Source organism: Paenibacillus hemerocallicola (assembly GCF_006265175.1).
GTDB classification, from domain to species: domain Bacteria; phylum Bacillota; class Bacilli; order Paenibacillales; family NBRC-103111; genus Paenibacillus_AB; species Paenibacillus_AB hemerocallicola.
Genome location: NZ_VDCQ01000025.1, coordinates 92,001 through 116,120 on the forward strand (window position 1 = coordinate 92,001; position 24,120 = coordinate 116,120).

The following is a 24,120-nucleotide window of genomic DNA, read 5'->3' on the forward strand; positions in this document are numbered from 1 at the left end:
CGCCCCGATCGGATAAGGACCGTTCTGCGTCTTCGAATCGCTCATTTCACGAACAGCTTCCCTCGTCATGAGAGTATGTTGTCCGATCGCAATCTGCGACCGCAATCTCCAGCTCGTATTGTCCTTCCGCATAAAATCTGCCGCCTACACGGGCTTCGCAGCCATACGGAACCGACAACTTGATCCGGTATAGCCCCTCCGCCTGTCTGACCGCAATCGCGTACGTACCATTCGGTGTCGAAATGGATCCTTCGGCGTGCTCCAAGTCGTACAAACACGGTTTTATCGTTACACGGGCAAAACCGGCATCTCCGGGCCTCAGACCGAGCAATTGCTCCGGCAAGCATACGAGCGGCATGGCCGCCCAGGCGTGACTGGCACTCTTGAAATGGACGTCGCCTGAGGCTGTCTTATAGAACAAGTCCCAGTTTTCCCACGTAGTTGTAGCACCGGCGTCGAGCATCGCGTCATAGCGGCGGCGCATCATGTCGAAGGCGAGTCCGCTTGCACCGTGCTTATCCAAAGCGCGGTAAACATATATCATGAAGTACGGGCTTGCTTTAATAACCGGCCGTCCCCCCGTGAAAATGTTTTCCACGATGCGCGGCGCCCTGTCATCGTTCGGCTCATGGAGATGCAGCAAAGCCAGGCTGTTTGCCACTTCGCTGATTTTATCGGACATTTTCCCGTCGACGATGCATTCCGCGTAGGCCCCCTTCTCCTCGTCCCACAATATGAGCCGGATCGCCTCGGCCAGTCGGTTCGCTATCGAGCGAAATACGTTGCACGCCTCCATATCGCCCAGTCGCTCCGCCATCCCGCTCGCCACATGAAGCGCCTCCAAATATTGAAGGTTCAGCGCGGTCAGGACTCCTCCCCTGCCGACGTCGGGAGCGGGGCCGTTCGGGAGCTCGCCCCAGTCGATGAACGACCAGTACGGAACATGCTCCAGCAAACCTTGTCCGTTCAAATAAGCCGTAAACCAGCGTATCGCGTTCACGATATTCGGCCACCATTCCGTTTCAAGCCCGGTATCGCCCGTATACACTCTGTACTCCTCGAAGGAAGATACCCATTGCAGACAAAACGACGGAATCGGCGGATAATTGTGATGATCGTCAGGATAACGGGAGGTGGTCATCCCGAGCCAATCCTGCGATTGCCCGAACTGCCTGAGCAGCTTCGCGTGAAGCTTGCTGTCACCGGTATAATAGTAGTTAAACAGCGCTTGAACGCGCCCGTCCCCCATCCATTGCTGCTGCTCGCGGCTCGGCGAGTCGAGAAAGCCGTCCTGCATGCAGCATCGGAGCGTATGGGCGGATATTTCCCACAGCCGGTTCAACCGATCGTCCGAACAGACGAACTCCGATTTGCGTTTTACCGGATAATAGCGCGTTCGAAGGCCCACCTCATGGAACACGACTTCCCCGCGCGGATTGCGCACGCGAATCTGAACGTAGCGGCATGCTTTATAACCGAAAGCGATTTCAACCCGGTTAACCCCTTCTCTCATAATGATACGGTCGATCGAACGGTTATTGTCCGCATTCAATAGCGCTCTGCCCTGCCACAGCTCCTCGGCATAAACGATATCGAGAATATCCCCCGATGCGCCGCTCGCCTCGAGCTGCAAATAGCCGACCTCCAGCCGACCGAAGTCGAAGGTAACGATCGCGGCCTTGCCCGCCTCCGTCCTCGGTACGCGGTAACCGCTTGCCTGCCAATCGCCGTATTCGGACAAACTAATTTCTCCCTGCTCCGCAAGCAACTGCTTATGAAGCTTACCGACCGCCTCATCCCGCTCGCGAAGCTCGCCTCGGTTGATAACCGACACCGCGGATATTGACGCCTCTTCGGGCAAAGCGATTTCTCTCGGAACCAGATTCCAGAACGGAGAAAGCTTGCGGCTGCGTGCCTTCGCCGTCACCCAATCCGAGTCGTCATAACCGGGATTCATCCAGCCGTCGTCTTCAAGTCTGGAGTCGAATATTTCGATCGGTCCTTGACACCCGTTAATCCGCGGGGCGTTGCGCTCATAGGCGGGGTGCAGCGATACTTTCCATTTCGCGCTCGTACCGGTCGCGATTCGATCCCCTCCGGTCAGCCCTACGGCGCATTCGGCCAACAACGCCGGAATCCGGTGCATCGATTGCCCGGTTCCGTAGCCGAAATGCAGCGCAAGTACGGCTATCGTATTCGCCCCGGCCTCCAATAAATCCGATATATCCCAGCTATCGTAGTACTGCCAGCGGGGATCGCTGCGGCCCGGACCTCTCCCGACGTAACGACCGTTCACATAGAGCATGTAGCGCGAGTCGGCAAATAGGCGGATGCTTCCGTGCTCCGGCCGATCTTTCAGCTCGAACGTATGGCGAAACCGGCAAAACGAGTTTTTCGGCTGCTCGTAATGCGTCTCCGCTTCGGACGGATGCCAGATGATCGCCGTCTCGTTCGCCCATGAAATCGACTCGTGAGCGGGACGGCTGCGAAAAAATCGCGACGGTGCGGATGCAGGCATATCCGGGCCGTAATCCGATACAGGAGCGCTTCCGCTCCGACTTGTTCTCATCGGGTTCATTCGATATTGTCCTTTCATCTCGTTATCCTATTTCCGCACAAGCTCTTGCGTCTGCCGAATGGCCAATACCTTTGACCATCGTTTTGCATATCGATAATCGTATTATAATCCAGTAGTTATCCTTGCAAAATGCAGATAATTCCGAAAAAGATATACAAAATTTCAAATCGGGGATTCATCGACGACGAGGATGGTTCCTTTCTATTCGTGCTGAAAGCGGACATAAGAGGGATCTCCACCCTGACTTCTATTCCTTAAAACGCACTTCCATTTCCGTTTCATTTAAAGTCGTCTCTCCCGGACGGTGAAAGCCTTTCAACCGGTCATACAGAAAACGGGCGCAACGAAGCACCGCATCGTCTTCAATCGCAACGGTCCGCAGCCGTATCCGTTCATGGTCGATCTCGACCATGCAAATCCCCCATAATCGCTATCGTTAACATGCCTTTCCTCTCCCGTATCGTACATTTTCGACATATTTATATAACAAATAGACAACTTAATGATCATATTTAATACGAATTTGACAAAAGAACAAGTTAGTTTTAATACTCTTTCTCTACTATAGGTATAGATGCAGACAAGCACTACACCTAAATTGGAGGTTATGAATAATGAATGGACAACGAATGCTTTGCGGCAGTATTTTTTTATCGTTCGCATTGGTTGCGGCCGGATGCAGCGGTACAAGCGGCGCGACTACCCAGTCCGGCAACGGCGATCCCCAACCCCAATCCGGCAAAACCGCGTCCAACGTCCCGGTAACGTTGAAAGTATTCCAGAACGGAGCCGAAATCTCGGATGAAGATTTTCAAATGATGTTCACCGATCCGGTCAAGAAAAAATACCCGCACATCAGTCTGGAAATCATTCGCCCCAGCAAAGACGTCACGCTCAATAGCCTTCTGGCCGCCCGCGACGTGCCGGATCTCCTGCTTACTCCGAACTCCGGAATCATGGGTCTGAAGCAGCAGGACCTCTTGATGGATATAACCCCTCATGTTAAATCCCAGAGCTTCAATCTAACGCGCTTCAATCCGGTCGCGATCGATGCGGTGAAGTCGGAGCAAGGGCAGCTGTACGGCATTCCGTACGCCATGCAGTTCAACGCCTTATACTACAACAAAGATATTTTCGATAAATTCGGCAAAAGCTATCCGAAAGACGGCATGACCTGGGAGGACGCCATCGATCTGGCCCGCCAGTTGACACAGCAAGACGGCGGAGTCCAATATCGCGGTCTCGACCCGGCCAGCAGCTACGTCATGAGCTTCCCCTACTCTTTGGCTTATGTGGACGGGAAATCGGATAAAGCGAGCATGGACAACGAGAAGTGGAAGCAAGTGTTCGAGCTAGCCAAATCCATTCTGACGATTCCGGGCAATATGCAGCCGAATCCGGAGCCGTCGGCGGCAGCCTCCGGCAATCTCTTTATCAAGGAGAAAAATGTCGCGATGCTTGCCTCGACGAATCTGATGGCGCAAATCGGCAGCGCGGCGGACACCGTGAACTGGGACATCGCCCAATACCCGAGCTACAAGGACAAGCCGAATATTTCCGGCAAGCTCGATTCCCACAATATCATCGTCTCCAAAACGACCAAATTTCCCGATGCGGCGATGAATGTGATCGAAGTGGTCACCTCGGACGAAGTACAGCTGCTGAGCGCAAGGAAAACGGCAAGGATGTCCCCGCTCGCAGGCGAGGAGCCGAAGAAGCAGTTCGGTGCGGATGTCCCTTATTTGAAAGGAAAACATGTACAGGCTCTGTTTAAAAGCGCCGTCTCCCCTTCCCCGACGTATTCGATCTATGAAACGGACGGCAAAAAAATCGGGCAGCAAGCGTTCAGAGATTACGCGGCGGGCAAGGTCGATCTGAACACCGCATTGAGACAGGCGGATGAAGAAATCAACAAAGGTATCGCCGGCAAGAAATAAGGTAAAGAACCCTTGAGCCATCAGGCCCAAGGGTTCTTTACCCGTTTTAAGTCCTTGTTCCGACTAGGAAAATATGTAGCGCTCGATCATTTTGGCTACGCCGTCCTCATGAACGGTCGGAGCAATGACGTCGGCCGCTTGCTTGACCGGCTCCTGGGCGTTGCCCATAGCGACTCCAAGGCCGGCTGCGCGGATCATCGGAATATCGTTCAGACTGTCCCCGACCGCCATAACCTGCGACATCTCGATGCCGATCAGAGAACAAACTTCGAGCAGACCGGTCGCTTTCGTGACGCCGATCGCGTTGCATTCGATGTTGGTCAGATGCGAGTTGCTGATCTCGAACGCGTTCCAGGCTGCCAGCCGGTCCCGGATCAGCTGCAGAAGCTCGGCATTCCCGCTTCGGATGGCGAATTGAAGCCATCGAACGGTCGTCGGATCGGCCGGCGCATTCGATTTGTCGATTTTCCCTCCGATGCTGTGCGCCCAGTAATCGAATTCATCGCCGCACTCCCGGAGAACCTCGAATATGCCGGCGATCAGCTGCGGCGATAATTCGCGTCTGGAATGCAGGACATCCGGGGATTTCCATACCTCGCTGCCGTTATTGATCACAAGCGGGCAATCGATCTCCAATTGCCGGACGTAGCCGATCACATCGCGGATGGGCCTTCCCGTTGCAAGCGTGACTTTGACTCCGGCTTTCACGGCGGCCCGGATCCACTTTTCGTTTTGATCGGAAATCGTTTTATTTTTGCCGAGCAATGTCCCGTCCATATCCAACGCGATTAATTTGTACGTCACGCTCATCCTCCTCTACGATCCGAAGCACAGCTGCGCGGCGACCGTCTGATGCGGCGATATTTTTGCTACCGCGTATTCCCCCCAATGATCCCACCGGTCCGTATTCGCATAGTAATCCGAAACCGTGCTGCGCACCCAACCGTCGTCCGTTTCGATTTCCAGCACGAATCCTCCGATGCACATCGGTTCTTCGTCCGTCGTAACTTCGATCCGGTTGAGCTTGTTCAGCAGCGGCCAGAAACGGGGTTCGATCTTCATCGTTTGGCGGCTGTCAAAATACTCAAGCCGCTGGAGGATGCCGACTTCCGTGCCGTTCAGGCTGACCTTGTACCCGTCCGGAGCTTTGCAATTGGAGCCGGCGACCCTGAGACGAACCGAACGGATGTCATCGAGCCCGGGAAGCGGCAGTCCTGACGATACGGCAAAATCGGGCTTGCGGGCAAATACCGCTTTTTCACCACGCCGCCACGTCAATTGACCGACAACCCCTCGTTCCAATACGTGCCAATTCGCCTGCACGGCTTCGCCGTTGACCGTTATTTCCCACCAGCCGGGCGCCGAATCCTCCAAATACCCCCAACCATATTCGTATGCGGACGGCTCGGGCAAAAGGGTACGGACATCGCTCAGGCAGACGGGCGCGCGATCGGGATAGCCCAGCACGGACGATTTCAACTGGGGCAGCCAATACTCCCCCAATTTGTGCAGCGACGAAACCTGGTTATGCGTATGTCCGCAGAAGTAAGCATCGACGGGATGATCGGCAATTTCCCGAAGTACGGTATGGGCGAAGTCGTAATGGGTAAAAAAAGGTCTGCCTACGCAAACGAGCGGAGGATGGGCAAACAAAAAAACGTGCTCGTACTTTCCGGATGCGGCGAATGCTTCGCGGATGAAACGTTCTTGTGCGTCGCCTTTCGCAAATGTCGTATAATCGAGAACGATAAATAAGCAGCCGGCTCTTTCGAATGTATAATATCCTTTCGTTACGGGATCAGTCCCCAACGCTTTTCCGATAGCCGGATATACATATTGCAGGACCTGCTCCTCCTCGCGTTTGCCGACGACGCCGTCGTGCGTTCCAAGCGCGAAAAACACCGGCGCCCCGAGTCGCTCCAGCCCTTCCATCGCTTCGCGCATCTCGCGCAACCCGCTCGCTTCATCATCGCAATGACCTTGGATAATATCTCCGGTCTGAATGACGAAATCCGGGCGGGAGGCGGCTATCTCGCCGATGACCTTGGGCGTAACGTTGCGTGTCATCCATAAATTCCGCGTAACGTCCGCAACCTCCGTAATGCCCCTAGGGCTGCCGTTTAACGTTCGTTGGTGCGACTGCTCCTGAACATAATGCAGATCTCCCATTACGACGAAGCGCAAAGACGATTTCATATAAGCAAGTACCTCGCTTTTTCGAGTTGATTATTTGTTATATTTAACTTATAGTTATTTATAACAACATAACAAGTATATTTATCAAATCGATCCTCTGTCAACGCGTTAATAATAAAAAAACAATTGAACGGACGTTCCGGGAAAGAAGGCTGCACCGTTGTCGAACGAAACCAACTCAACAAAACCGAGTTCCGAGGCGAAGCCAAGTACACGCATGCCTCTTTATAAGCAAATCAAACAATATGTGCTGAACAATATACGGCAATCCGTTTGGCAATCCAACGATAAAATCCCGTCGGAAAACGAGCTGGCCGCCAAATTCAAAGTCAGCCGGATTACGATTAAAAACGCGCTCCAGGAATTGATCGAGGAGGGGCTGATCTATCGAATACAGGGCAAAGGCTCTTTCGTATCGAAGAACGGACTGGGCGAGCCCCCCGTTTATCGTCCGGAGCAGCGGCTGACAGACAACAGGGTGGCTTACCTGATGCCCCGTCTGGACAACCGGTTCACGGCCAATCTGCTTCACGGCATCGAAAATCAGCTTGCGGAGGAAGGCTGCGATCTGCTGTTTCGTACAACCGGCGACTCCCAGGAGACCGAGAAGCAGCTATTGAACAAATTGGTTCATGCCGGGGTTAAAGGCGTCATTATATATCCCGCACAAGGGCAAAGCTACAACGAGGAAATATTGAAGCTGACCTTGAACGAATTTCCGGTCGTAGTAGTCGACCGGTATTTAAGAGGCGTCGAAACCAATTACGTATGCTCCGACAACATCGGGGGCGCCTTTGACGCGACAACCCACTGCATACAGCTCGGTCATCGCAGCATCGGTTTTATTTCCACGTTTACCGACGGGACTTCCAGCTTGGAGGATCGACTGGCCGGATACGAAAAAGCGCTGTCCGAGCACGGTATTTTGATCGATCGCCATCTGCGGTTGATCGATTTGGACGGCAAGCAAGTAAACAGCATTTTACAGGAAGGAACGGGACATCCCGCAAGCAAGGAACAAATCGTAACGTATTTGGAGCGGAATCCGGGGCTTTCGGCGGTAATCGCAGTCAATTCTTCCGTGGGCTTAACGTTCATGGAGGCGGCGAAGCAGTTGTCGATACGGGTTCCCGAAAATATTTCGGTTGTCTTTTTGGACGATTTTGAGCTCTCCGCCTTTTCCGCAATCCCTCCGACATATGTTAACCAGGAGGAATATACGGTAGGCCGCGAGGCTGTCAAGCTTCTTGTTTCCGTAATGGAAAATCCCCGGCAAAAACGCCGTAAGATCGTCGTGCCGACTCGATTGGTTGTCCGGGAATCGTCAGCGTCATGGATTGCCAAGGACGCTCCGCATCATTGACCGAACATGTTCGGGCAATACAAAGTATCTTCACCACCAGACTTCATCCGATTGCACGGAATAATTCCTTATCGGACAGGAAACGATACGTTTGTACCATCAATTGGAAAGGAGTGTTTCGGTTGCTTGACAAGAAGATTTCCGAACAAACCGCATTCGAGACCGGCGGCATCCCCACGCCTTCCGATCAGGAGAATATAGGGTCTACCGATAAAATCAGCGAAGCCGTGGAAGGCATGATGGATAATATCGAGCACGCGATTTATCCCGAAGAAGACAAGGACGACAGATGAGCATATACGATAGACGATCGTGGCCGATATGATCGATTCCGAATTTAAAAAAACCTCCGTGAACGGAGGTTTTTTTTGATTCCATGCAAGATTACTCCTGTGGAACCGCGCTCATGTCCATGTATGCGACTTCCCACATATGGCCGTCCAAGTCCTGGAAGCTCCAGCCGTACATGAATCCTTGGTCCATCGGATCGTTGGAAGGACTTCCGCCTGCGGCCAAAGCTTTGTTTACGATTTCGTCGACGCTTTCCCGGCTGCTTGCGGACAAGCATATTAGCGTTTCGGTGGTCTTCGTCGCGTCGGCGATTTCTTTTTTCGTGAACGTCTGGAAGAAGCTCTCGACCAGCAGCATCACGAAAATTTTGTCGCTGATTACCAAACATGCGGCATTATCGTCGGTAAATTGCATATTGAATTCGAATCCGATTTTCGTGAAAAACTCCATCGATTTCTTCAAATCTTTAACCGGTAAATTAATGAAAATATTTTCAGATGTCAATGCCATTATCATTCACCTCATCGTTATATTTGACTTGCTAGGATCACTCGATTGCGCATTCGGAAATAGTTTGCATCCGTCTTACCGTCTAAACGCTATCCTCCTTTCAGCTTGCCGACCTCTTGTTTATAATATACCTTATAAGGAATATTCCTGTCAATGAATATTTAGAGAATAACGTTTTTTATCGGATAACCGGCTACTTCTCCATTCTAGCACCTCGCTTTCCTGTCGGTTTCTTACAGATTGCTATTTTCGGTCATCTGTCGGTCGCGAACAAATACAAAAACACGCGCAGACGATACGCCAGCACGTGTGTGTGTTTATCTTTACTATTGGTCATTGCTTGCTTGAGTCAGCTGCCATGTGACGCCGAATTTGTCTCCGACCCAACCAAACTTCCGACTGAACGGATATTCTCCCAGCGGCATGTATACTTGCCCATTTTGCGACAGCCGTTCGTAAGCGGCATCATTCCTGGCGTTAGACCGGTTCGTTGACCGGCTGCGGCGCTTTTTTGCCGAAAGTGAACAAATACAAAATGGCGCTCGCTATGACAATAAAGCTCAAGATCAGGATAAGATTGCCGTACAAGTATGCATGCGAGTCGGTCAAGAGCGGATGCAACGGGAAAGCGAACAGCTCTCTCTCCATCGCCTTCGCGACCAATGCCGTCACGACCGCTCCGGATATCGTCGATGTCATATTGAACAGTCCCATGCCGACTCCGATTTGATGGACGGGCAATATTTGCGTAACGCTCTCCGCCAATGCCGTCTGCAGGAAGGAAAACCCGATGTACATCATAATGAGAGCCACCCCGATATACCATACCCACAGCCCGACGGAAGAAGACTGCAGCACGAAACTAAGCGCAATCAGAGCGAGCCCCACATACACGACGAAATGGCTTCCGCGCTTGACCGTCATATTGCCGGCCACTCTTCCGAATACGACTGCGCTGATCGCTCCCGGGAACATGATGAGGCCGATGTTCTCCGTGTTCAATCCGTATAGGTGATGCAGCATTAACGGGATTACGAACATGATGGACATCACCGTGCCGAAAATAAGGAAGCCGATTATGAGCCCTGTGCGGTATAGCGGGTTGGCGAATAGCGCAGGGTCGACGAATGGATCTTTCGCACGACGTATTTGAACGATGAACAGGGCGAGCGCTACGAAGGCCGCGAGCAAATACAGCCATCCTCCCTCGGTCGTAAATAAAATGAGCGTCGTTACGACTATGCCGAGCAGCGCCGCACCGAGCATATCCAGTTTGCCCGCTCCGCGCTGCTCGTTCGGCAGCCTTTTTCGGAAAAACGGAATGGCGACAAGTACGGGAAGCGGGATCAGAAACAAATAAGCCCAATGGAACGATCCCGCGATATAACCGCCCAACACCGGACCGATCCCGACTGCGAACGAAGCCGTCGAGGTGATGATGCCGAACAGCTTTCCCCGTTCTTCCGCCGTGAAGAACCGCGCTACCATGACGAAGATCAAAGCGGGGATCGCCGAGCCTCCGGCACCTTGAATGGCCCTTGATAAAATGACTGCCGGGTACCACGATTGCAAGGCAAAGCCGATAATAGACCCGACGCTGTACAGCACGATTCCGATCGTAATCAGTTTTTTGATGCTGTACATATCGGAAAGCTTTCCGAAAATGACCATACCCATGCCGAATACGATAAAAAAGATCGTAACGACCCAACTCACGCCGGAGGCGTCCAATCCGAACTGACTGGCAATGTTGGGGGTAGATACGTTGAATACGGATTCGTTCAAGACGGCGAAGAAAATGACATAATAAATCCACGGTACGCTTTTCTTGATGTCGGAGTTGTCAGGCACGGGTCTGGCAGCATGCTCTACGGGTTTCATTTCTTCCATGTTCCTTCCTCATATTATCGATAAGTTTCGCGGCATCCACGCCGAATGCCCGATCCTCCCCATTCTAACATGCCTTGCGGGAAGCAATTTCTTATCGATTGCTATCCTTGCTCAAGCTATAGGAAACTTATGGGAGAGCGCATAAACATGCATCCGACCTTCGCACCAACGCCAAATATCCTCCGACCGGTTCAAGGAGGGTCGGGAGGAGTACTCCCTCGCCAATTCCATATGCGATTCCCTAATCCGATGGTTGTACAACTAAGTCGAAGCTTTTGATTCAAACAGCTTGTATTGACCAATCCCCGTTCAATTGTTTTAATCTTGGTACAACGTGTCAGGAGGACATTCATGCCGATCAGACCGATTGATATCGCAAGAAAGCTGAATATCAGTACGAGCGCTTTACGGCATTACGAGGAATGGGGAATCGTTCCGCCGGTCGAAAGGGGGGCCAACGGCTATCGCCTGTATACCGAAGAACATGTGGCTTACTTCGAATGCATACGTACGTTGAACCTCGGGTTCGGAATGGATATTACGAAAGAGGTGCTGATCCGCGTACAGAAAAAGCAAGTCGAGCAGGTCATGTGGCAGATTACGGAACAGCAGGCGATGCTGCTGCAGGATAAGATCAGTACGGAGCGGGCGATTCAAATGCTGGAGACGAAGGAGCTCGAGCTGGTGGACAAGAAGGGCAGAAGCCGCTACATGAGCATCGGGGAGGTGTCCGAGCAGACGAAAATACCCAGTACGGCGATTCGGCACTGGGAGAAGATGGGGTTGATCGCCATCCCGCGCGACCAAGAGAACGGCTATCGCAGATTCAGCGCTTCCCATGTCAGGCAGGCGCTTGTTATCCATGTGCTGCGCCGCTCCATTTGGTCGTTGGAGGTGATCAAGCAGGTGCTCGACGATTTGAATCATAACCATGTCGAACGGGCGCGACAAATCGCCCAACAATCGCTGCGCAATCTGAATCAGAAAAGTCAGTTCCAGATGAAAGGAATTCATACCTTATACCGACTGCTCCACCTTCTGAAGCTGATTGATTAAATGGCGGCTCGGCGGTCAAAGAAATGTCCGTTTGCCATAGAAATCTTTCTTTATCCGCATCATGTCGAACAACCTGCCTTCATCATCGATAGCCCGCACTTCCAAGCTGGTCGAGGTGACGACTACCTGCACAAAATGGGGAACAGCCAACGATTGCGACGTATGCCATTCTCTCCTGGGCAAGAGCCATTCCGGCATGGCACCCGCTCCACCTGCTACGATATACACGATTCCGTTATCCATATCGACCACGCCGTCGCGAATCGGATGACTTCGCTCGTAGACGATCGTATGGGAGTTAAACACCAAATCGACTCCGTACTGCTCCAATAGCGGGCAAAGCTGGCGCAAATCCTCGACCTGATAGCCCCCCGAAACATATGGAGGGTAATGGAAAAATACGATTTTCCATTTGGCGAAGGACGATTGCAAATCGCGTATCAAGAAATCGTACTGTTCGTTTCCCGGCATCATCCCTCCCGAGCTGCGGGGATAATGTTCGGGTTTGATGAAGTCCGTGCTGTCCAGACAGATGAAATGGGCATCCCCGTAATCGAACGAATAATAATTTTTGGGTGGAGCATATGCAAATAAGTCATAGTACAACGAAGCATTGCGCTCATGGTTACCCAAGCAGCTATAGAATGGCGTATTTGTCAATAAGTGCTTGCCGGGGCTAAAAAAATAAGTGTCCCAATCGTCGTAATTTGTCCCGTCATTCACGAGGTCGCCTACAAACAAGGCTAGATCGGGGCGGAATGCTTGCATTTGCTTGAATATACGTCGATTGATTTGACCATTCGACGAATCGAACCCGCTGTAGCCCCCGGTCTCGCTCGTCACGGCAAAGGAAAACGGTTCCCCTTTGCGGACGGCCGTTTTCATCGGATGTGGGCCCGATTCGATTTCCCCTTGCCCATGCTTCGAGCCGACTTTATAAAAATAAATCGTTCCCGGCTCCAAACCGGTTACGGTCAATTGATGAATCGTACAGTAATCCTCGCTGTACACCTCACACAACAATTGCTCCGGCTTCTTGTAGTTTCCCTGGTAACCGCTATGTATTCTCTCCGCCGCCAAAATCTCCACTCTCGAATCGGACGGCTCCGACGTCTCCCACATGATCGTCATGGAATGAAGCGTCGGCCATTGCAAATATGGCTCTTTGACAATTGAAAGCATGTTCCGTTTCCCCCGCTTCGGATTACCGGATTGGATTGGACGCCAAAAATTCGAGAATCGCATCGTTTACATAGACGGGATTTTCTCTTACCATATGCGGCCTGTGGCTGCCGCCGGGAACGATGAGATACTTCGATCCTTTTACGAGCGAGCTCAAAGCGATCAACCTCTCCTCGCCGGCGAACGGGTCGTGCTCCCCGGAAATGAACAAGGCCGGACAACCTATGCCGCCGAGCTGTTCCTCCGAAAGCTGCGGGTATAATCGCCAATCGATCGCGCTTTGCCGCACATGCTCCTGCCAGTTACCCCGATGCGCTTCTTCGTGTCTTTCCGTCATATGATCGATAAAGTCTTGTCGCCCGTTCCGAATGATCCATTCCGGTTCGAATTCCTCCACGCCGGCAGGATCGCAAAACCCGCTTGTCCCTATCGTAGTGAGGGTGGCGACTCTGTCGGGATGATCGACGGCCATATACAAGCCGACATTGGCACCCAAGCTAAAGCCGATCAAGTGCGCTCTCGCTATGCTCATCTGATCCATATAGGCCAGTATGTCATCCGCAATTTGCGGACTGTTCCATTCCAGGCTGTCGCATCTGGTTCTCCCGTGTCCTCTGAAATCGGGTAAATAGCAGGTGTACTTCTTCTGAAAATCAAGCATTTGACTTGCAAAGGCCAAAATCCCCCGCGAATAGCCGCTATGGAGAAATATGACCGGGTCTCCGAAGCCCATTTTCTCGTAAAACATTTCCAAATCCTTCACCTGAACGTACGGCAAAATACCACTCCTCCATGCTGCCGCGAAAAGGGAACCCTTGTTCCCCTTCGTATATTTTACTCTCTTTATCTCTGAATGTCATTATAAAACGTAAAAAAAACCGCCACTTAACAGGCGGTTTTGCATCAGGCGGCTTATATCTCTTTCCTAACAAAATACAACAGCCCCGCGCACAAAAAAACGATAAAACTACCGGAAACCGTAAGGATCAAGCTCTCTATGGGAAGCAGTAAAGCGGCCGTACTTTGCTGCGTTCCCGGCATCATCGCAAGAAACGGCTGAGCCCAAGGGTAGAACGGAGCGATTTTGGCCGAGTTCAATATGAGCAAGTTCGGTACGGTCAACGAAACGTTCAAGGCAAGCGGGAGACCGAAGCTGGACCAGCCGAGCGAAGCGCCGAGCTGCAGAGCCGCGATCGGGAAACAAGCGAGCCATCCGCCCGTTATGCTTGTCAGCATCATTTTCCAAGGAAACGGCTCGGATATGCCCAAATACGATCCGACAAGCCATACGGCCAGCAGCAGCAGCAATTGGCATACGCCGAGCAAGCCGACGACCATCGTAAGCTTAGCCGCGTATACGGTCGTTCGCGTTACGGGCAAAGCCAGCAATTGCTTCCATCCGCCGCCGGCATGCTCGTACCGGCACACCCATGCGGACAAAAGACCGGCCAGAACCGGCAGCAGCAGGACGGCGTGCAGCATGGTCATCGCGCCGAGCAGCATCGGCCACTTCGAGCCTTCCGCCGTTGCTGGCGTATCGAGATTGACGAACACTCCGATCAGAGCGGCCATCAGCGGACTGACGGCGACAAGTAGCCATATCGGCAGACGTCCTATTTTCACCCGCTCGGCGGCGACAACATGAAGGAAGCGGCTCATCTTACTCCACATCCTTTCGATTGAAATGCACCAAGCCGGTGACCGCTATCGCGAGGCCGAGCAATGCCCCGGCAGCCATCATAAGCGCCGATTCCGTTCCCCTATAGGCAAGAGCGGGCCAATTCAGAGGAAGCCAGGCCGACAATGTCGAGACGAACGGCGAAATAAGCGCGGCGGCTACGCCGATCGACACCGGCGCGCCTTGATTTTTTAACGTTACGGTCAGCCACAGCGCCAATGCGAGCATGGGCAATGCCGCGACGAAGGGAGCGAAGCTCATCCTCAGAAGCTCCAGTATGGGAGGAACGGAGTCGAAGCCGAGTATCAGTCCCAAAACGACGGATCCTATCGATAAGAGCAGGCATGAAGCGGCCAGCAGCAGCGTGGATAATGCCAATTTGGCGGAATATACGGCCGTTCTGGTGACCGGCAGCGCCAATAGTTGCTTCCACGCACTCGTCTGATGCTCTACCCCGGCGATCAGGGAGCAGACGAGCGTCATGCCCAAGTAAAGCGAGATCGGAACGAATTCGCTGACATTGTCCATCAAGCCGCCCCACGGGTTGCCGGCGTACCGTTTCATCATATAGTCGTATCGAAACCCATAGTTGAGAGACTGCATCGCGATCAATCCGACCGGTCCCAGAAAAATGAGGAACCAGATGCCTTTGCCGCGAATTTTGAGAAAATCGGCCGACAGCGCCCGCGCGAACATCAGGACACGCCCTTTCCGACGATTCGCATGAATATGTCCTCCAGCGACTTCCGTTGTTCCTCGACGCGGTATATGTCGTGATCCAGTTCCACGAGCAGACGGACAAGACGGGCGACATCGCGGTCGGACACCCCCGCGCAGTGCAGCATTCCTTCCTGCAGCGTGCATTCCCAGCCAACAGACTGAACAATCCCGAGAGCCTTGTCCGGTTCGGACACCGAAAGTCTTATCCCTTGCGCGGATTGCAAACGCAAATTGTGGATCGTGTCCTGATATACCATTCTCCCTTCTCGTATGATGCCGACCGTTCCGGCCATCTGCTCCACTTCGCCGAGCAAGTGACTGGATACGAGAACGGTCATTCCGTGCTGCCTCGGCATATCCTTGATCAATTCGCGGATTTCCTGAATGCCGGCCGGATCGAGCCCGTTCGTCGGTTCATCGAGAATGAGCAGCTTCGGAGAGCCGAGCAGGGCAGCGGCTATGCCGAGCCTCTGCTTCATGCCGAGCGAGAACCCGCGTACCGGTCTCCGTGCCTCCTTGGTCAACGATACGATATCCAGCACTTCGGCAATCCGGATGGCGGGCACGTCCAGGATGCGTCGGATCGCTTCCAGATTTTGTACCGCGCTCAAATGTCCGTAATACGACGGATACTCGACCAGCGAGCCGACCTGTCGAAGCACCTGCAATTTGTTTTTCCGCAGCTCTTTGCCCAAAATGCGGATCGAGCCTCTGGTCGGCTTGATCAAGCCCAGCAGCATCCGGATGGTCGTCGTCTTGCCCGCACCGTTCGGACCGAGAAATCCGTAAATGTCCCCTTCTGCAATATGAAGATCCAACGCCTCGACGGCGGCGCGTCCGCGGTATACTTTCGATAATCCTTTCGTTTGTATGACCGGTTCTGTCATCATCTATCACCTCGACATCCATCATAACCGTCTCAGGTTAAAGGAACGTCGCGGCGAAGTTTAAATTTGGTTTAAATCGGGATCGGGACAATATATACTCGTGTGCCCGCTGAGGAGCTTTCCGCTTCCCGGAGCAGCTTCATTTCCTTCAGGAGCAAATCGACGACGGACAGTCCGAGACCGGCCCCCTTTGTCGAGCCGGTCGACTCCATCCCGTTTCCGCGATCGGCGATCACCAGGGCGGCTAAGCCGTATCGCTCCTCCACGCTTATCCCGATAAAACCGCCGCCGCCGGCATGCCGTACCACATTTTGGAAGAGGTTGTCGAGCACTCGGTAAAATCCTTGCTCGTCCACCTCCCACACGATCGGAGTTTCCGGAAGCGACAACTCCGCCTCCAACCCGGCACTTTCCCATAGCGGATACCATGCCGCCGCGCTTTGCCGGACTAGCCGCAGCACGTCCATACGTTGCGGGTACAAGGCATATTTTCCGTTCAGGAGCAAATTGTAGGATAACAAATGGTCCAGCAGTCGATCCAAATCGCTGATTTTCATCTGCATCAGTTGTATGGAACGGCGCCCTTCTCCGGAAAGCGGCTCCCGCTCCAGCGAGTACAGGTGGCTTCCGATGACGGTCAACGGAGTGCGCAGATCGTGGGACAAGCTGCCGATCAATCGTTGACGCAGCTCCTCCTCCTCCTTCTCCCGCCGTTTACTGCGGGTCAACTCGTCAATCATGGCGTTGAACGCCATTTTCAGCTGGCCGATCTCGTCCGGCCTGCCGATGCTTACCGGCAAGGGAATGCCGGATTGTCCCGGCAACGTCATAGCCGCTTCGAGACTTAGCAATCTGCGGCGGATACGATGGAAAAATCCGTACGACATGAAGATAAACACGATCAGCATAATCGTCAGAATATATCCGAAGAAAGCCGTATCGCTTCTTCCTTCCGGCCGGCTCCTCACCAGAAACGCTCGCGGAAGCTCCAGCACCATAAACCCTGATTGAAGAGAGGAGTCCCCGCCGATGAAAGCCACTACGGTAAACGGTTCGGACTTCTCTATGGTACGGGCCTTCATGAAAGCGATCGCGTAGTCCGCAGTCCAGATGGTCGGCATATTCTCCTGAACAGGCAGTTGCAGACGAGTGCGCCCGCTTCCGTCAACCCGGAATAACGAGGCATCCGGATAACGATTTTTCAATTCATGAAGTTTGGCGTCGAGCTGTTCGTCCGTCGCTCCGCCCAGCAGCTCTGCTTCCCCGTGCCACGCCCATTCGATATCCAGACCGGTGCCGTACCGAAGAGGTTCCCCGTGGTCTTTCTGTGCGGACAGCAAACGATTGACTAACCACGATGCCGTCATACTGGCCGGTATCGCGATAGGAATGAACAGCAACGCGGTCAACAGGAGCAGCAAGTAGCGGGACAACAAAGATTGTTTGAACTTATAGCCGCGCCGCATCAGTTCTTTACCCGGTATCCGATGCCGCGGATCGTTTCGATGATTTCCGGAGCCGCCGGATCGCGCTCCAGCTTTTCGCGCAAATAACGGATGTGAACCATCAATGTTTTGTCGCCTTCGATATACGGCTCCCCCCATACGCCCTCGAAAATTTGTTCTTTCGTCATAATTTGACCGAGATGCCGCAGAAAATATTGAAAAATGTGATATTGCTTCCCCGTCAAAACGATTTCGTCCCCCGTGTCGCGATGCACGATTTTTTTGTCGTTTATATGGACGATCAGGTGTTTGAGCGACAATGTTTCTTCGAAAGCTTCGCCGGTCCGCCTCAGCAGCACTTCGATACGCGCCGCCAACTCATCCGGATGAAACGGCTTGGTCAAGTAGTCGTCGGCAAATTGCAAGCCTTGCAGCTTGTCGTCGATCGACGACCGGGCAGACAACATAAGGACAGGCAATTGCGGGTATTGCTTCTTGATCCGTTGTCCGACCGTAAAGCCGTCCAATCCGGGGAGCATCACATCTACAATCGCCAATCTGCATGCCCCCGCCTCCTGCAGCGCCTTCTCCCCATTCGTCAGCCACATTACCTCATACCCTCTGGCAGTCAAATCCCGGGTTACCCAGGAGCCGATCTCGGCGTCGTCTTCGATGTATAAAACCGGTATTTTCATGATTGAAGCAGATCCTTCCGACAGTAGCGTTTATGTCCATTATACCATGGCCGATTTCCGCTCCGTACCTGACCTTGGTCCGGGATCGCAACCGTCCGCAACGTTCATGTAACCGAAAATTCATATTTTCATGACAAAATTGTGCAGGATATCACATGGAAGCAAATTTGTGCGGCCAAATATGATATCCTATATGTAAATCATGACGTTTAAGGGGAATTGATAACCGATGAGAACTGCAGCCATAAAAAAGAGCGCTCTAAAAACGCCTCCCCGGGAGCTGCCGAAAGTCCTGTTCGAGACGATAAAAACAGGCATCATCAAATCCAATCTGATCGCGATGTTCGCGGGACTCAGTATGGCTCTCTATATTTACGATATCCGCTTTTTCGACAAGATAGGGGAGATCGTGTTGGCGGCGCTGGGGTCCGCCCTTGTCATAGGAGCAGCCGGCGCCTTCAACAATCTGTACGACCGGGACATCGACGCTATCATGGATCGGACGAAAAATCGTCCTACCGTTACCGGTCAAATACAACCGAAGACGACGCTCGCTATCGGTGTCATAATGGCCTTGCTTGGTCTCGGCTGTCTGTTGACCGCATCTCCTCTCGCGGCGCTGTTCGGATTTCTCGGTCTGTTTCTGTATGTCGTTCCTTACACGATGTGGACCAAACGCAGAACCATCTACAATACCGAGGTTGGCAGCTTTTCCGGTGCGGTTCCTCCGCTGATCGGCTGGACGGCCGTATCGCCGGATTTGCTCCATCCCGGTGCGGCGGCTCTGTTTATCCTCATGCTGTTGTGGCAAATGCCGCATTTTTATGCGATCGCGATTCGCCGCCACGACGAGTACAAGGCGGCCAACGTCCCGATGCTGCCTGTCGTAAAAGGCACCCGCAGAACCTATTTGCAAACGAACGTTTATATTGCGGCTCTTGTATGCGCCAGTTTCTTATTTTGGTCGTTTTCGCCTATCATTGCGGTTGTAGCGTTATTGCTAAGCGCCGGCTGGCTAATCCTCAGTATCGCGGGTTATAAAAAAATGACGCCACACAAATGGGCGACTGTCATGTTTATTTATTCGTTAAACCATATTACCGTTCTGTTTGCGGTCATCATCGGCTATTCGCTGATTCGGACTTGGTTCTAATTCGGTTATTGGTTCATTATTGCCATCGCGATGTCTCAGAGAGAAACCAAAGCAGTGTACCAAGCAACTAATGAATCCTGTAAAGAACCTTCGGTGACGGAGGTTCTTTTCTTGTTCTATTGCCACGTTTTACTGTCTGCACCCTAATTCCTCTACTCACTTCTACAGTAGTCCATGAAACTCCATTTTGGCGCAATAGTCCAAGCACTTGCCGGAATGTTCTTTGCAGATCGGGGAACTCTACATGTGGAGGTGTTAATGAATCGGAATGAGAACATTTTTCGCGATGCTATTGTTGCTCCCCCTCTTATTCGGAAATGCATCTGCAACCGTACACAGTGAGCCATACGATATACACGAGGAATCCGAACAATCCGGAACGTTCGAGCCTTTCAAACGCGGCGGCAGCTTCCGCTCGCCCAGACAAGGATACAACCCGGGAATCGGAACGCCGGCACGCACGACGCCGACCAGACCGGATAATGCGGCCCGCAATCCGGCGACGCCCCGAACAACGCCGGCGCCCCGAACGGGCTTCGGAGGTTTTTTTGGCGGTCTTTTCGGCGGGCTGGCGCTCGGAACGATTCTGGGCTCGTTGTTCAATCCGTTTTCCGGATTTTCGCTCGGATTTCCCGTGCTTTCACTGGTCAGTCTCGCATTATGGCTCGTCGTTATTTTTGCCGTCGTTCGATTTTTTCGGAGGCGTCGCAAAGGATATTAAACCGAAAAAAGGCCGATGCTCGAACCGAATTGAATCGGCACAAGCATCGGCATATGCAGAATTGTTAAGGACTCAGTTCGGCGTAGCGCCCAACCTTCGAATCGTCTCTTCTATAAAGTAAGGTTCATCCTGCGGTCCACGCGAAGTAACGAAGTTTTTGTCCACGACTACAGCTTCGTCGGAATAGACGCCGCCTTCCTTGGCGATTTCCTCCGCAACGCCGGAGTAAGACGTAAAGTTTCGGCCCTGGGCCAATCCCGCTTTGGATAGCAGCAGCGGGCCATGGCAAATGGCGGAGATCGTAATGTCCTTCTCATTGGCTATACGTAGAAATTCCAGAACCGCCTCGCATTCCAGCAGCTTTTCCGGGGAGTGTCCGCCCGGAATCACGATCGCCTCATAATCGTCCGCATTCGCCTCATCGATCGACATATGCGTCGTATACGTGATTGTGCCTTTTTTACCGCGAAGCTCGACTTCTCTTTCCAGGCCGATAATTTCGGCGGTAAATCCGTTCTTGGTAATGGCCTCGAACGGGTTTTTCATTTCGGAATCCTCATACCCGTCGGCAAGCAGAAAAGCTACCTTTCTCTCGGTTTCGATCATGTCGGCACGTCCTCTCGTCTATGTCTCTTACCTTTATACTCATCCTCATTTATTCTTTACCCGTATCAGAAGCCGGTTAAACGATCGCCGGACACCGTTTCATCCTAACGCTATCTACACAAAATAGGAGAGAGCCGGCAGCCCCCTCCTATTTTTTCTTATTGCTTGCTCAATACATATAAGTAGTAGCCGAAATCCGTAGGCGTTCCGGGGTAGCCTAGCTGTCTAAGCATCGCCGTAATATTGCCTCGGTGATACGTGCCGTGATTCACGAGATGCTGGATAAAGTCGATATAGCTTGCCTTAAAATCGCCGGACGGGCACAACTGCTCCAAATTGTCGTGCTGCTCGAGAAAGATATGGAACCGATCGGCCAAGTCATCCATCATACGACCGAGCTCTCCCGCATTCTTTCCATTCGTTTCGGCTACCAGCCGATCCGTCTCTGCCTTTAAATCCGCAATATATTGCGCCGACATCTCGACGACCCCTCCTCTTGACAAGAAGGTCAGCCAATTGCAATCGATCACGTAAATGTGCGTCAAAACGTCATGAATCGTAGGGAATACGCTAACGATCTCCTTGCGGTACACTTCCTCCGGAAGCTCTTGCAAATAATCGCATACTTTCTTATTGGCCCACACGTGATAATCGTACTGCCGCATAACATATGACTTCAACTGTTTTTCCCCTTTTAATGGGGAATCGCGCAGTTTATGGGCAATTATGCGCTACGCCCCTAAGAGTTTGCCCGATATCGCTTTTCGTTTTCATATCAAACGCCTCCTGAAAATAATCTAATCCCTATTCTATCATCCGATGCGGAGAATGGACACATATTGTATAGCTATATCCATTTTTTCCATAAACAAAAAACGGTACGGAAAGAAATATTCCATTTGCTGCCCCACTTTGAACTTTCCGCTTGATCCTTTTTTTATTGGCATGTTAGGAATCGTATGCCGCATCAAATTCGATTATATTATTGTCCAAATCAAGAATGTATATTTGAGCAAATCCAGCCACGCTTTGAGGTCTCGCTTCAAAAGGTACACCGACTTTTCCCAGCCATTCAACAGTGTTCTTATAGCTTTTAACCCAGATTGCAAAATGTCCATCTACGGAATCTATCTCACTTTTGCGTAAGGTTTCGCCATTTGGATTTTCAAGTAAGTGAAGTTGATGATTTCCGACAGCATACCAGATTCCTTTGGATCTGAATGGCGGTCGTTGAATTTCTTGGAAATGGAGTACTTCTGAATAAAATTTTTTGGCTTGTTCTAGATCCCGAACTGCTAAACTCACATGATGTATTCGTACATATTCGATCAAGTCGATCTCTCCTTAGGAATTAGTATTTTCATTTATTAGTTTGTATTGTGTTGTTTTCACTTTGCTTGATTGTTTTCAATTTCTATCAACTCTATCAAGAAATCCCCTTGTTCGATACTCACTTGTTTCTTTTCCCTGTTGTAAACCCAGCCGTTATCGATTGCATGCTTAATTAAAGTTGAGCATGTACTTGGCAGGTTAAGATTAAAGAACCAAGATCCTTTCCACGAGAAGTACACTTCAAAATATGACGTTTTAGTGTTATAAGGATATACTCGGAAAGAAACAGACTCATTTCTAAAATATTCATTAATTACACAATGAAATTGAAAACCATTCACCATTACTTTCTTGAAGCGCTTTCTATATGGCTTCAAGCCTATCACCTCCAATAATATGCTGATAATTTACAATAATTCCTGCTTTATCTATTTTGCTATCCTCAAAGAGTTCATTAATCTCCTCAATCATTTCTCGCAATTCTTTTTTTTCTTCTCCACCATTTTCTTCAATCATACGTCCACTTTCCCAAAATGAAAAGGATCTCGATAGCAGAATTTCCTTGAGTGCCTATATTGATTCATTACAAGAACCAAATATTAATCTGTAACGCTTGCTGCACTCTACTCGGAAGGAGTCGTAAACCTTATGTAGAATACGATACTCAGGTGATTAGTGATGTCTACGATTAGCGCAGTATGCGTTCCGGAATTTATCCATTCGGATCAAATGGACCTTTTCCTATCCAAAGTATCGCCGGAGAAAACAAGACGGATTGCGAAATTCATGCACGATGGGGACCGTTACCGTTCGTTGTTGGGCGAAGTCCTGATTCGATCCACCGTCATCGAGCAGACGGGCGCAAGCAACGATCAAATTCGCTTCGTCTATAATTCATATGGAAAACCTTCTCTCGAGCATGATCCGGGATTCTCCTTCAACCTCTCTCACTCAGGCAATTGGGTCGTACTGCTTTGGGACAAAGGGGGACCTGCCTTGGGTATCGACGTGGAGCAAATCGTTCCGATCGATCTCGGCATTGCCGAACATTGCTTCACGCCTCGGGAAAACGCGGAGCTCCATTCGAGAACCGGGCGCGGGCGTCTCGAATATTTTTATCGTCTATGGACGTTGAAGGAATGCTTCGTCAAGGCGTCGGGCAAAGGCTTGTCCATGCCTCTCGATGCCTTTTCCATGATTTATTCGGACCGATTCGGATGGTTTTCTCCGGAAGCCGAATCGTTCCATTTTACGTGCTTCTTTCTTGACTCGACGCATATTTTGTCCGCTTGCTCCAGCCATGGACCGCTTCCGGGTGCAGTGCGCATGACCTCTTTGGATGCATTGTACGATAATTTGAATAATTAGGAATACATTTATCAGGCCTCTCTTTCGACCGTGTCCAGTCTTGTTATACCGTCGATAATCTCATGTTCTGCCCTTCACAAATAATCCGGTTGTCTCTCGAATAAAACTACGACAACACAATTCGCTTACAGGAGTGCAGCGCATGATCGGCGAAGGCCGACTGCCATTGCCGGCACCTTGCGGGACCACGAATGCAACGAATAGCGGAACTTGGGTATGCTATTGACCCGAGCATTCGTGTTTATTGCAAAATAACGGAAAACCATTCCTCTATTCCGCTGTTCAATATCCATTTTCACCCCAAGGATCGAAATAGCGGAAGCCTGTGCCGTTATATTCAGGAGTGCAACGAAAATCGGGACGATAACGGAACCCAGCGCCGCTATATACAGGCAACGTGTTGTCACGACTACCAAACCGCCTCCGGCTTCGGTATGCGGAGTATACGGTCGAAAAAAACGGACCGGCAGCCTGATATTATCCCCTTTAAGTAGACAGTGTTAAGAATCGAC

25 protein-coding genes and 1 pseudogene are annotated in these 24,120 nt (G+C 51.5%); 7 read left to right on the forward strand and 19 right to left on the reverse strand.

The features are described 5' to 3' along the window. Positions 1-46: 46 nt before the first annotated feature. Positions 47-2,578 carry a family 78 glycoside hydrolase catalytic domain gene (locus tag FE784_RS18545; RefSeq protein WP_176706348.1) on the reverse strand — a complete coding sequence of 844 codons (2,532 nt, stop codon included), beginning with the start codon at positions 2,576-2,578 and terminating at the stop codon, positions 47-49. Between the two features lie 247 nt (positions 2,579-2,825). Further along, positions 2,826-2,990, reverse strand: coding sequence for a hypothetical protein (locus FE784_RS40975; RefSeq protein WP_176706349.1), 165 nt, complete (start codon positions 2,988-2,990; stop codon positions 2,826-2,828). Between the two features lie 202 nt (positions 2,991-3,192). Here FE784_RS40975 and FE784_RS18550 point away from each other — a divergent pair, with 202 nt between their 5' ends. Then, complete coding sequence (locus FE784_RS18550) at positions 3,193-4,515, forward strand: ABC transporter substrate-binding protein (RefSeq protein WP_139603719.1); 1,323 nt, start codon at positions 3,193-3,195, stop codon at positions 4,513-4,515. Positions 4,516-4,578: 63 nt separating this feature from the next. Here FE784_RS18550 and FE784_RS18555 read toward each other — a convergent pair whose 3' ends face one another. Then, entirely contained in the window at positions 4,579-5,319 is a 741-nt protein-coding gene (locus FE784_RS18555; RefSeq protein WP_176706350.1) for a Cof-type HAD-IIB family hydrolase, read from the reverse strand. Positions 5,320-5,331: 12 nt separating this feature from the next. Beyond that, positions 5,332-6,711, reverse strand: coding sequence for a metallophosphoesterase family protein (locus FE784_RS18560; protein ID WP_139603721.1), 1,380 nt, complete (start codon positions 6,709-6,711; stop codon positions 5,332-5,334). A gap of 160 nt (positions 6,712-6,871) precedes the next feature. Between FE784_RS18560 and FE784_RS18565 the strand changes: the two genes are divergently transcribed. Both FE784_RS18565 and FE784_RS40980 read left to right on the forward strand, forming a co-directional pair. After that, positions 6,872-8,074: a GntR family transcriptional regulator gene (locus FE784_RS18565; RefSeq protein WP_139603722.1), complete on the forward strand. Its 1,203-nt coding sequence runs from the start codon at positions 6,872-6,874 to the stop codon at positions 8,072-8,074. Positions 8,075-8,196: 122 nt separating this feature from the next. Further along, the gene (locus FE784_RS40980; RefSeq protein WP_176706351.1) at positions 8,197-8,367 is read left to right on the forward strand and encodes a hypothetical protein; all 171 of its coding nucleotides are present in this window, start codon (positions 8,197-8,199) and stop codon (positions 8,365-8,367) included. A gap of 91 nt (positions 8,368-8,458) precedes the next feature. Here FE784_RS40980 and FE784_RS18570 read toward each other — a convergent pair whose 3' ends face one another. The 3 genes and pseudogenes from FE784_RS18570 to FE784_RS18580 all read right to left on the reverse strand — a co-directional run bounded on the left by FE784_RS18570 (position 8,459) and on the right by FE784_RS18580 (position 10,765). Then, positions 8,459-8,875 carry a VOC family protein gene (locus tag FE784_RS18570; protein ID WP_139603723.1) on the reverse strand — a complete coding sequence of 139 codons (417 nt, stop codon included), beginning with the start codon at positions 8,873-8,875 and terminating at the stop codon, positions 8,459-8,461. A gap of 326 nt (positions 8,876-9,201) precedes the next feature. Then, a pseudogene (locus FE784_RS42890) lies at positions 9,202-9,324 on the reverse strand (VOC family protein); the annotation flags it as partial. Positions 9,325-9,352: 28 nt separating this feature from the next. Next, a complete protein-coding gene (locus FE784_RS18580) occupies positions 9,353-10,765 on the reverse strand; it encodes an MFS transporter (protein WP_246132086.1) in 1,413 nt (470 codons plus the stop codon). A gap of 351 nt (positions 10,766-11,116) precedes the next feature. On the opposite strand from FE784_RS18580, the gene FE784_RS18585 reads away from it, so the two are divergent. Further along, on the forward strand, positions 11,117-11,821 hold the full coding sequence (locus tag FE784_RS18585) for a MerR family transcriptional regulator (RefSeq protein WP_139603724.1): 705 nt from the start codon (positions 11,117-11,119) through the stop codon (positions 11,819-11,821). Positions 11,822-11,836: 15 nt separating this feature from the next. Here FE784_RS18585 and FE784_RS18590 read toward each other — a convergent pair whose 3' ends face one another. From FE784_RS18590 to FE784_RS18620, 7 genes are all read right to left on the reverse strand, one after another. Then, entirely contained in the window at positions 11,837-13,003 is a 1,167-nt protein-coding gene (locus FE784_RS18590; RefSeq protein WP_139603725.1) for a purple acid phosphatase family protein, read from the reverse strand. Positions 13,004-13,025: 22 nt separating this feature from the next. Next, positions 13,026-13,781, reverse strand: a complete 756-nt coding sequence (locus FE784_RS18595; RefSeq protein ID WP_176706352.1) for an alpha/beta fold hydrolase — start codon at positions 13,779-13,781, stop codon at positions 13,026-13,028. 134 nt (positions 13,782-13,915) lie between these two features. Continuing rightward, positions 13,916-14,662, reverse strand: a complete 747-nt coding sequence (locus FE784_RS18600) for an ABC transporter permease (RefSeq protein ID WP_139603726.1) — start codon at positions 14,660-14,662, stop codon at positions 13,916-13,918. 1 nt (position 14,663) lies between these two features. Further along, positions 14,664-15,377, reverse strand: coding sequence for an ABC transporter permease (locus FE784_RS18605; RefSeq protein WP_139603727.1), 714 nt, complete (start codon positions 15,375-15,377; stop codon positions 14,664-14,666). Then, positions 15,377-16,288 (reverse strand): ABC transporter ATP-binding protein, encoded by a 912-nt coding sequence (locus FE784_RS18610; protein WP_139603743.1) that lies wholly within the window; start codon positions 16,286-16,288, stop codon positions 15,377-15,379. The genes FE784_RS18605 and FE784_RS18610 overlap by 1 nt, the downstream gene beginning before the upstream one ends. Before the next feature lie 71 nt (positions 16,289-16,359). Next, positions 16,360-17,754, reverse strand: coding sequence for a HAMP domain-containing sensor histidine kinase (locus FE784_RS18615; protein WP_139603728.1), 1,395 nt, complete (start codon positions 17,752-17,754; stop codon positions 16,360-16,362). Beyond that, positions 17,754-18,428, reverse strand: coding sequence for a response regulator transcription factor (locus tag FE784_RS18620; RefSeq protein ID WP_139603729.1), 675 nt, complete (start codon positions 18,426-18,428; stop codon positions 17,754-17,756). Before FE784_RS18620 ends, FE784_RS18615 begins: the two co-directional genes overlap by 1 nt. 229 nt (positions 18,429-18,657) lie before the next feature. On the opposite strand from FE784_RS18620, the gene cyoE reads away from it, so the two are divergent. Beyond that, positions 18,658-19,581: a heme o synthase gene (cyoE, locus tag FE784_RS18625; protein WP_139603730.1), complete on the forward strand. Its 924-nt coding sequence runs from the start codon at positions 18,658-18,660 to the stop codon at positions 19,579-19,581. A 268-nt stretch (positions 19,582-19,849) separates the two neighbouring features. Then, complete coding sequence (locus FE784_RS18630) at positions 19,850-20,302, forward strand: hypothetical protein (protein WP_139603731.1); 453 nt, start codon at positions 19,850-19,852, stop codon at positions 20,300-20,302. Positions 20,303-20,374: 72 nt separating this feature from the next. Here FE784_RS18630 and FE784_RS18635 read toward each other — a convergent pair whose 3' ends face one another. The 5 genes from FE784_RS18635 to FE784_RS40985 form a co-directional block, all read right to left on the reverse strand. Then, positions 20,375-20,908, reverse strand: a complete 534-nt coding sequence (locus FE784_RS18635) for a DJ-1/PfpI family protein (protein WP_139603732.1) — start codon at positions 20,906-20,908, stop codon at positions 20,375-20,377. A gap of 158 nt (positions 20,909-21,066) precedes the next feature. Then, entirely contained in the window at positions 21,067-21,588 is a 522-nt protein-coding gene (locus FE784_RS18640; RefSeq protein ID WP_139603733.1) for a DinB family protein, read from the reverse strand. Between the two features lie 268 nt (positions 21,589-21,856). Then, on the reverse strand, positions 21,857-22,240 hold the full coding sequence (locus tag FE784_RS18645; protein WP_139603734.1) for a VOC family protein: 384 nt from the start codon (positions 22,238-22,240) through the stop codon (positions 21,857-21,859). Positions 22,241-22,296: 56 nt separating this feature from the next. Next, the gene (locus FE784_RS18650; protein WP_139603735.1) at positions 22,297-22,617 is read right to left on the reverse strand and encodes a hypothetical protein; all 321 of its coding nucleotides are present in this window, start codon (positions 22,615-22,617) and stop codon (positions 22,297-22,299) included. Further along, entirely contained in the window at positions 22,604-22,756 is a 153-nt protein-coding gene (locus tag FE784_RS40985) for a hypothetical protein (RefSeq protein ID WP_176706353.1), read from the reverse strand. Before FE784_RS40985 ends, FE784_RS18650 begins: the two co-directional genes overlap by 14 nt. Before the next feature lie 162 nt (positions 22,757-22,918). Here FE784_RS40985 and FE784_RS18655 point away from each other — a divergent pair, with 162 nt between their 5' ends. Continuing rightward, positions 22,919-23,608 (forward strand): 4'-phosphopantetheinyl transferase family protein, encoded by a 690-nt coding sequence (locus FE784_RS18655; RefSeq protein ID WP_139603736.1) that lies wholly within the window; start codon positions 22,919-22,921, stop codon positions 23,606-23,608. Positions 23,609-24,120: the final 512 nt, after the last annotated feature.

Coding starts and splice junctions, on each gene's coding strand:
- FE784_RS18545 (WP_176706348.1), bottom strand. CDS start 2,578: ATGAACCCGATGAGAACAAGTCGGAGCGGAAGCGCTCCTGTATCGGAT.
- FE784_RS40975 (WP_176706349.1), bottom strand. CDS start 2,990: ATGGTCGAGATCGACCATGAACGGATACGGCTGCGGACCGTTGCGATT.
- FE784_RS18550 (WP_139603719.1), top strand. CDS start 3,193: ATGAATGGACAACGAATGCTTTGCGGCAGTATTTTTTTATCGTTCGCA.
- FE784_RS18560 (WP_139603721.1), bottom strand. CDS start 6,711: ATGAAATCGTCTTTGCGCTTCGTCGTAATGGGAGATCTGCATTATGTT.
- FE784_RS18570 (WP_139603723.1), bottom strand. CDS start 8,875: ATGGCATTGACATCTGAAAATATTTTCATTAATTTACCGGTTAAAGAT.
- FE784_RS18580 (WP_246132086.1), bottom strand. CDS start 10,765: ATGGAAGAAATGAAACCCGTAGAGCATGCTGCCAGACCCGTGCCTGAC.
- FE784_RS18585 (WP_139603724.1), top strand. CDS start 11,117: ATGCCGATCAGACCGATTGATATCGCAAGAAAGCTGAATATCAGTACG.
- FE784_RS18590 (WP_139603725.1), bottom strand. CDS start 13,003: ATGCTTTCAATTGTCAAAGAGCCATATTTGCAATGGCCGACGCTTCAT.
- FE784_RS18600 (WP_139603726.1), bottom strand. CDS start 14,662: ATGAGCCGCTTCCTTCATGTTGTCGCCGCCGAGCGGGTGAAAATAGGA.
- FE784_RS18605 (WP_139603727.1), bottom strand. CDS start 15,377: ATGTTCGCGCGGGCGCTGTCGGCCGATTTTCTCAAAATTCGCGGCAAA.
- FE784_RS18610 (WP_139603743.1), bottom strand. CDS start 16,288: ATGACAGAACCGGTCATACAAACGAAAGGATTATCGAAAGTATACCGC.
- FE784_RS18615 (WP_139603728.1), bottom strand. CDS start 17,754: ATGCGGCGCGGCTATAAGTTCAAACAATCTTTGTTGTCCCGCTACTTG.
- FE784_RS18620 (WP_139603729.1), bottom strand. CDS start 18,428: ATGAAAATACCGGTTTTATACATCGAAGACGACGCCGAGATCGGCTCC.
- cyoE (WP_139603730.1), top strand. CDS start 18,658: ATGAGAACTGCAGCCATAAAAAAGAGCGCTCTAAAAACGCCTCCCCGG.
- FE784_RS18630 (WP_139603731.1), top strand. CDS start 19,850: ATGAGAACATTTTTCGCGATGCTATTGTTGCTCCCCCTCTTATTCGGA.
- FE784_RS18635 (WP_139603732.1), bottom strand. CDS start 20,908: ATGATCGAAACCGAGAGAAAGGTAGCTTTTCTGCTTGCCGACGGGTAT.
- FE784_RS40985 (WP_176706353.1), bottom strand. CDS start 22,756: ATGATTGAAGAAAATGGTGGAGAAGAAAAAAAAGAATTGCGAGAAATG.
- FE784_RS18655 (WP_139603736.1), top strand. CDS start 22,919: ATGTCTACGATTAGCGCAGTATGCGTTCCGGAATTTATCCATTCGGAT.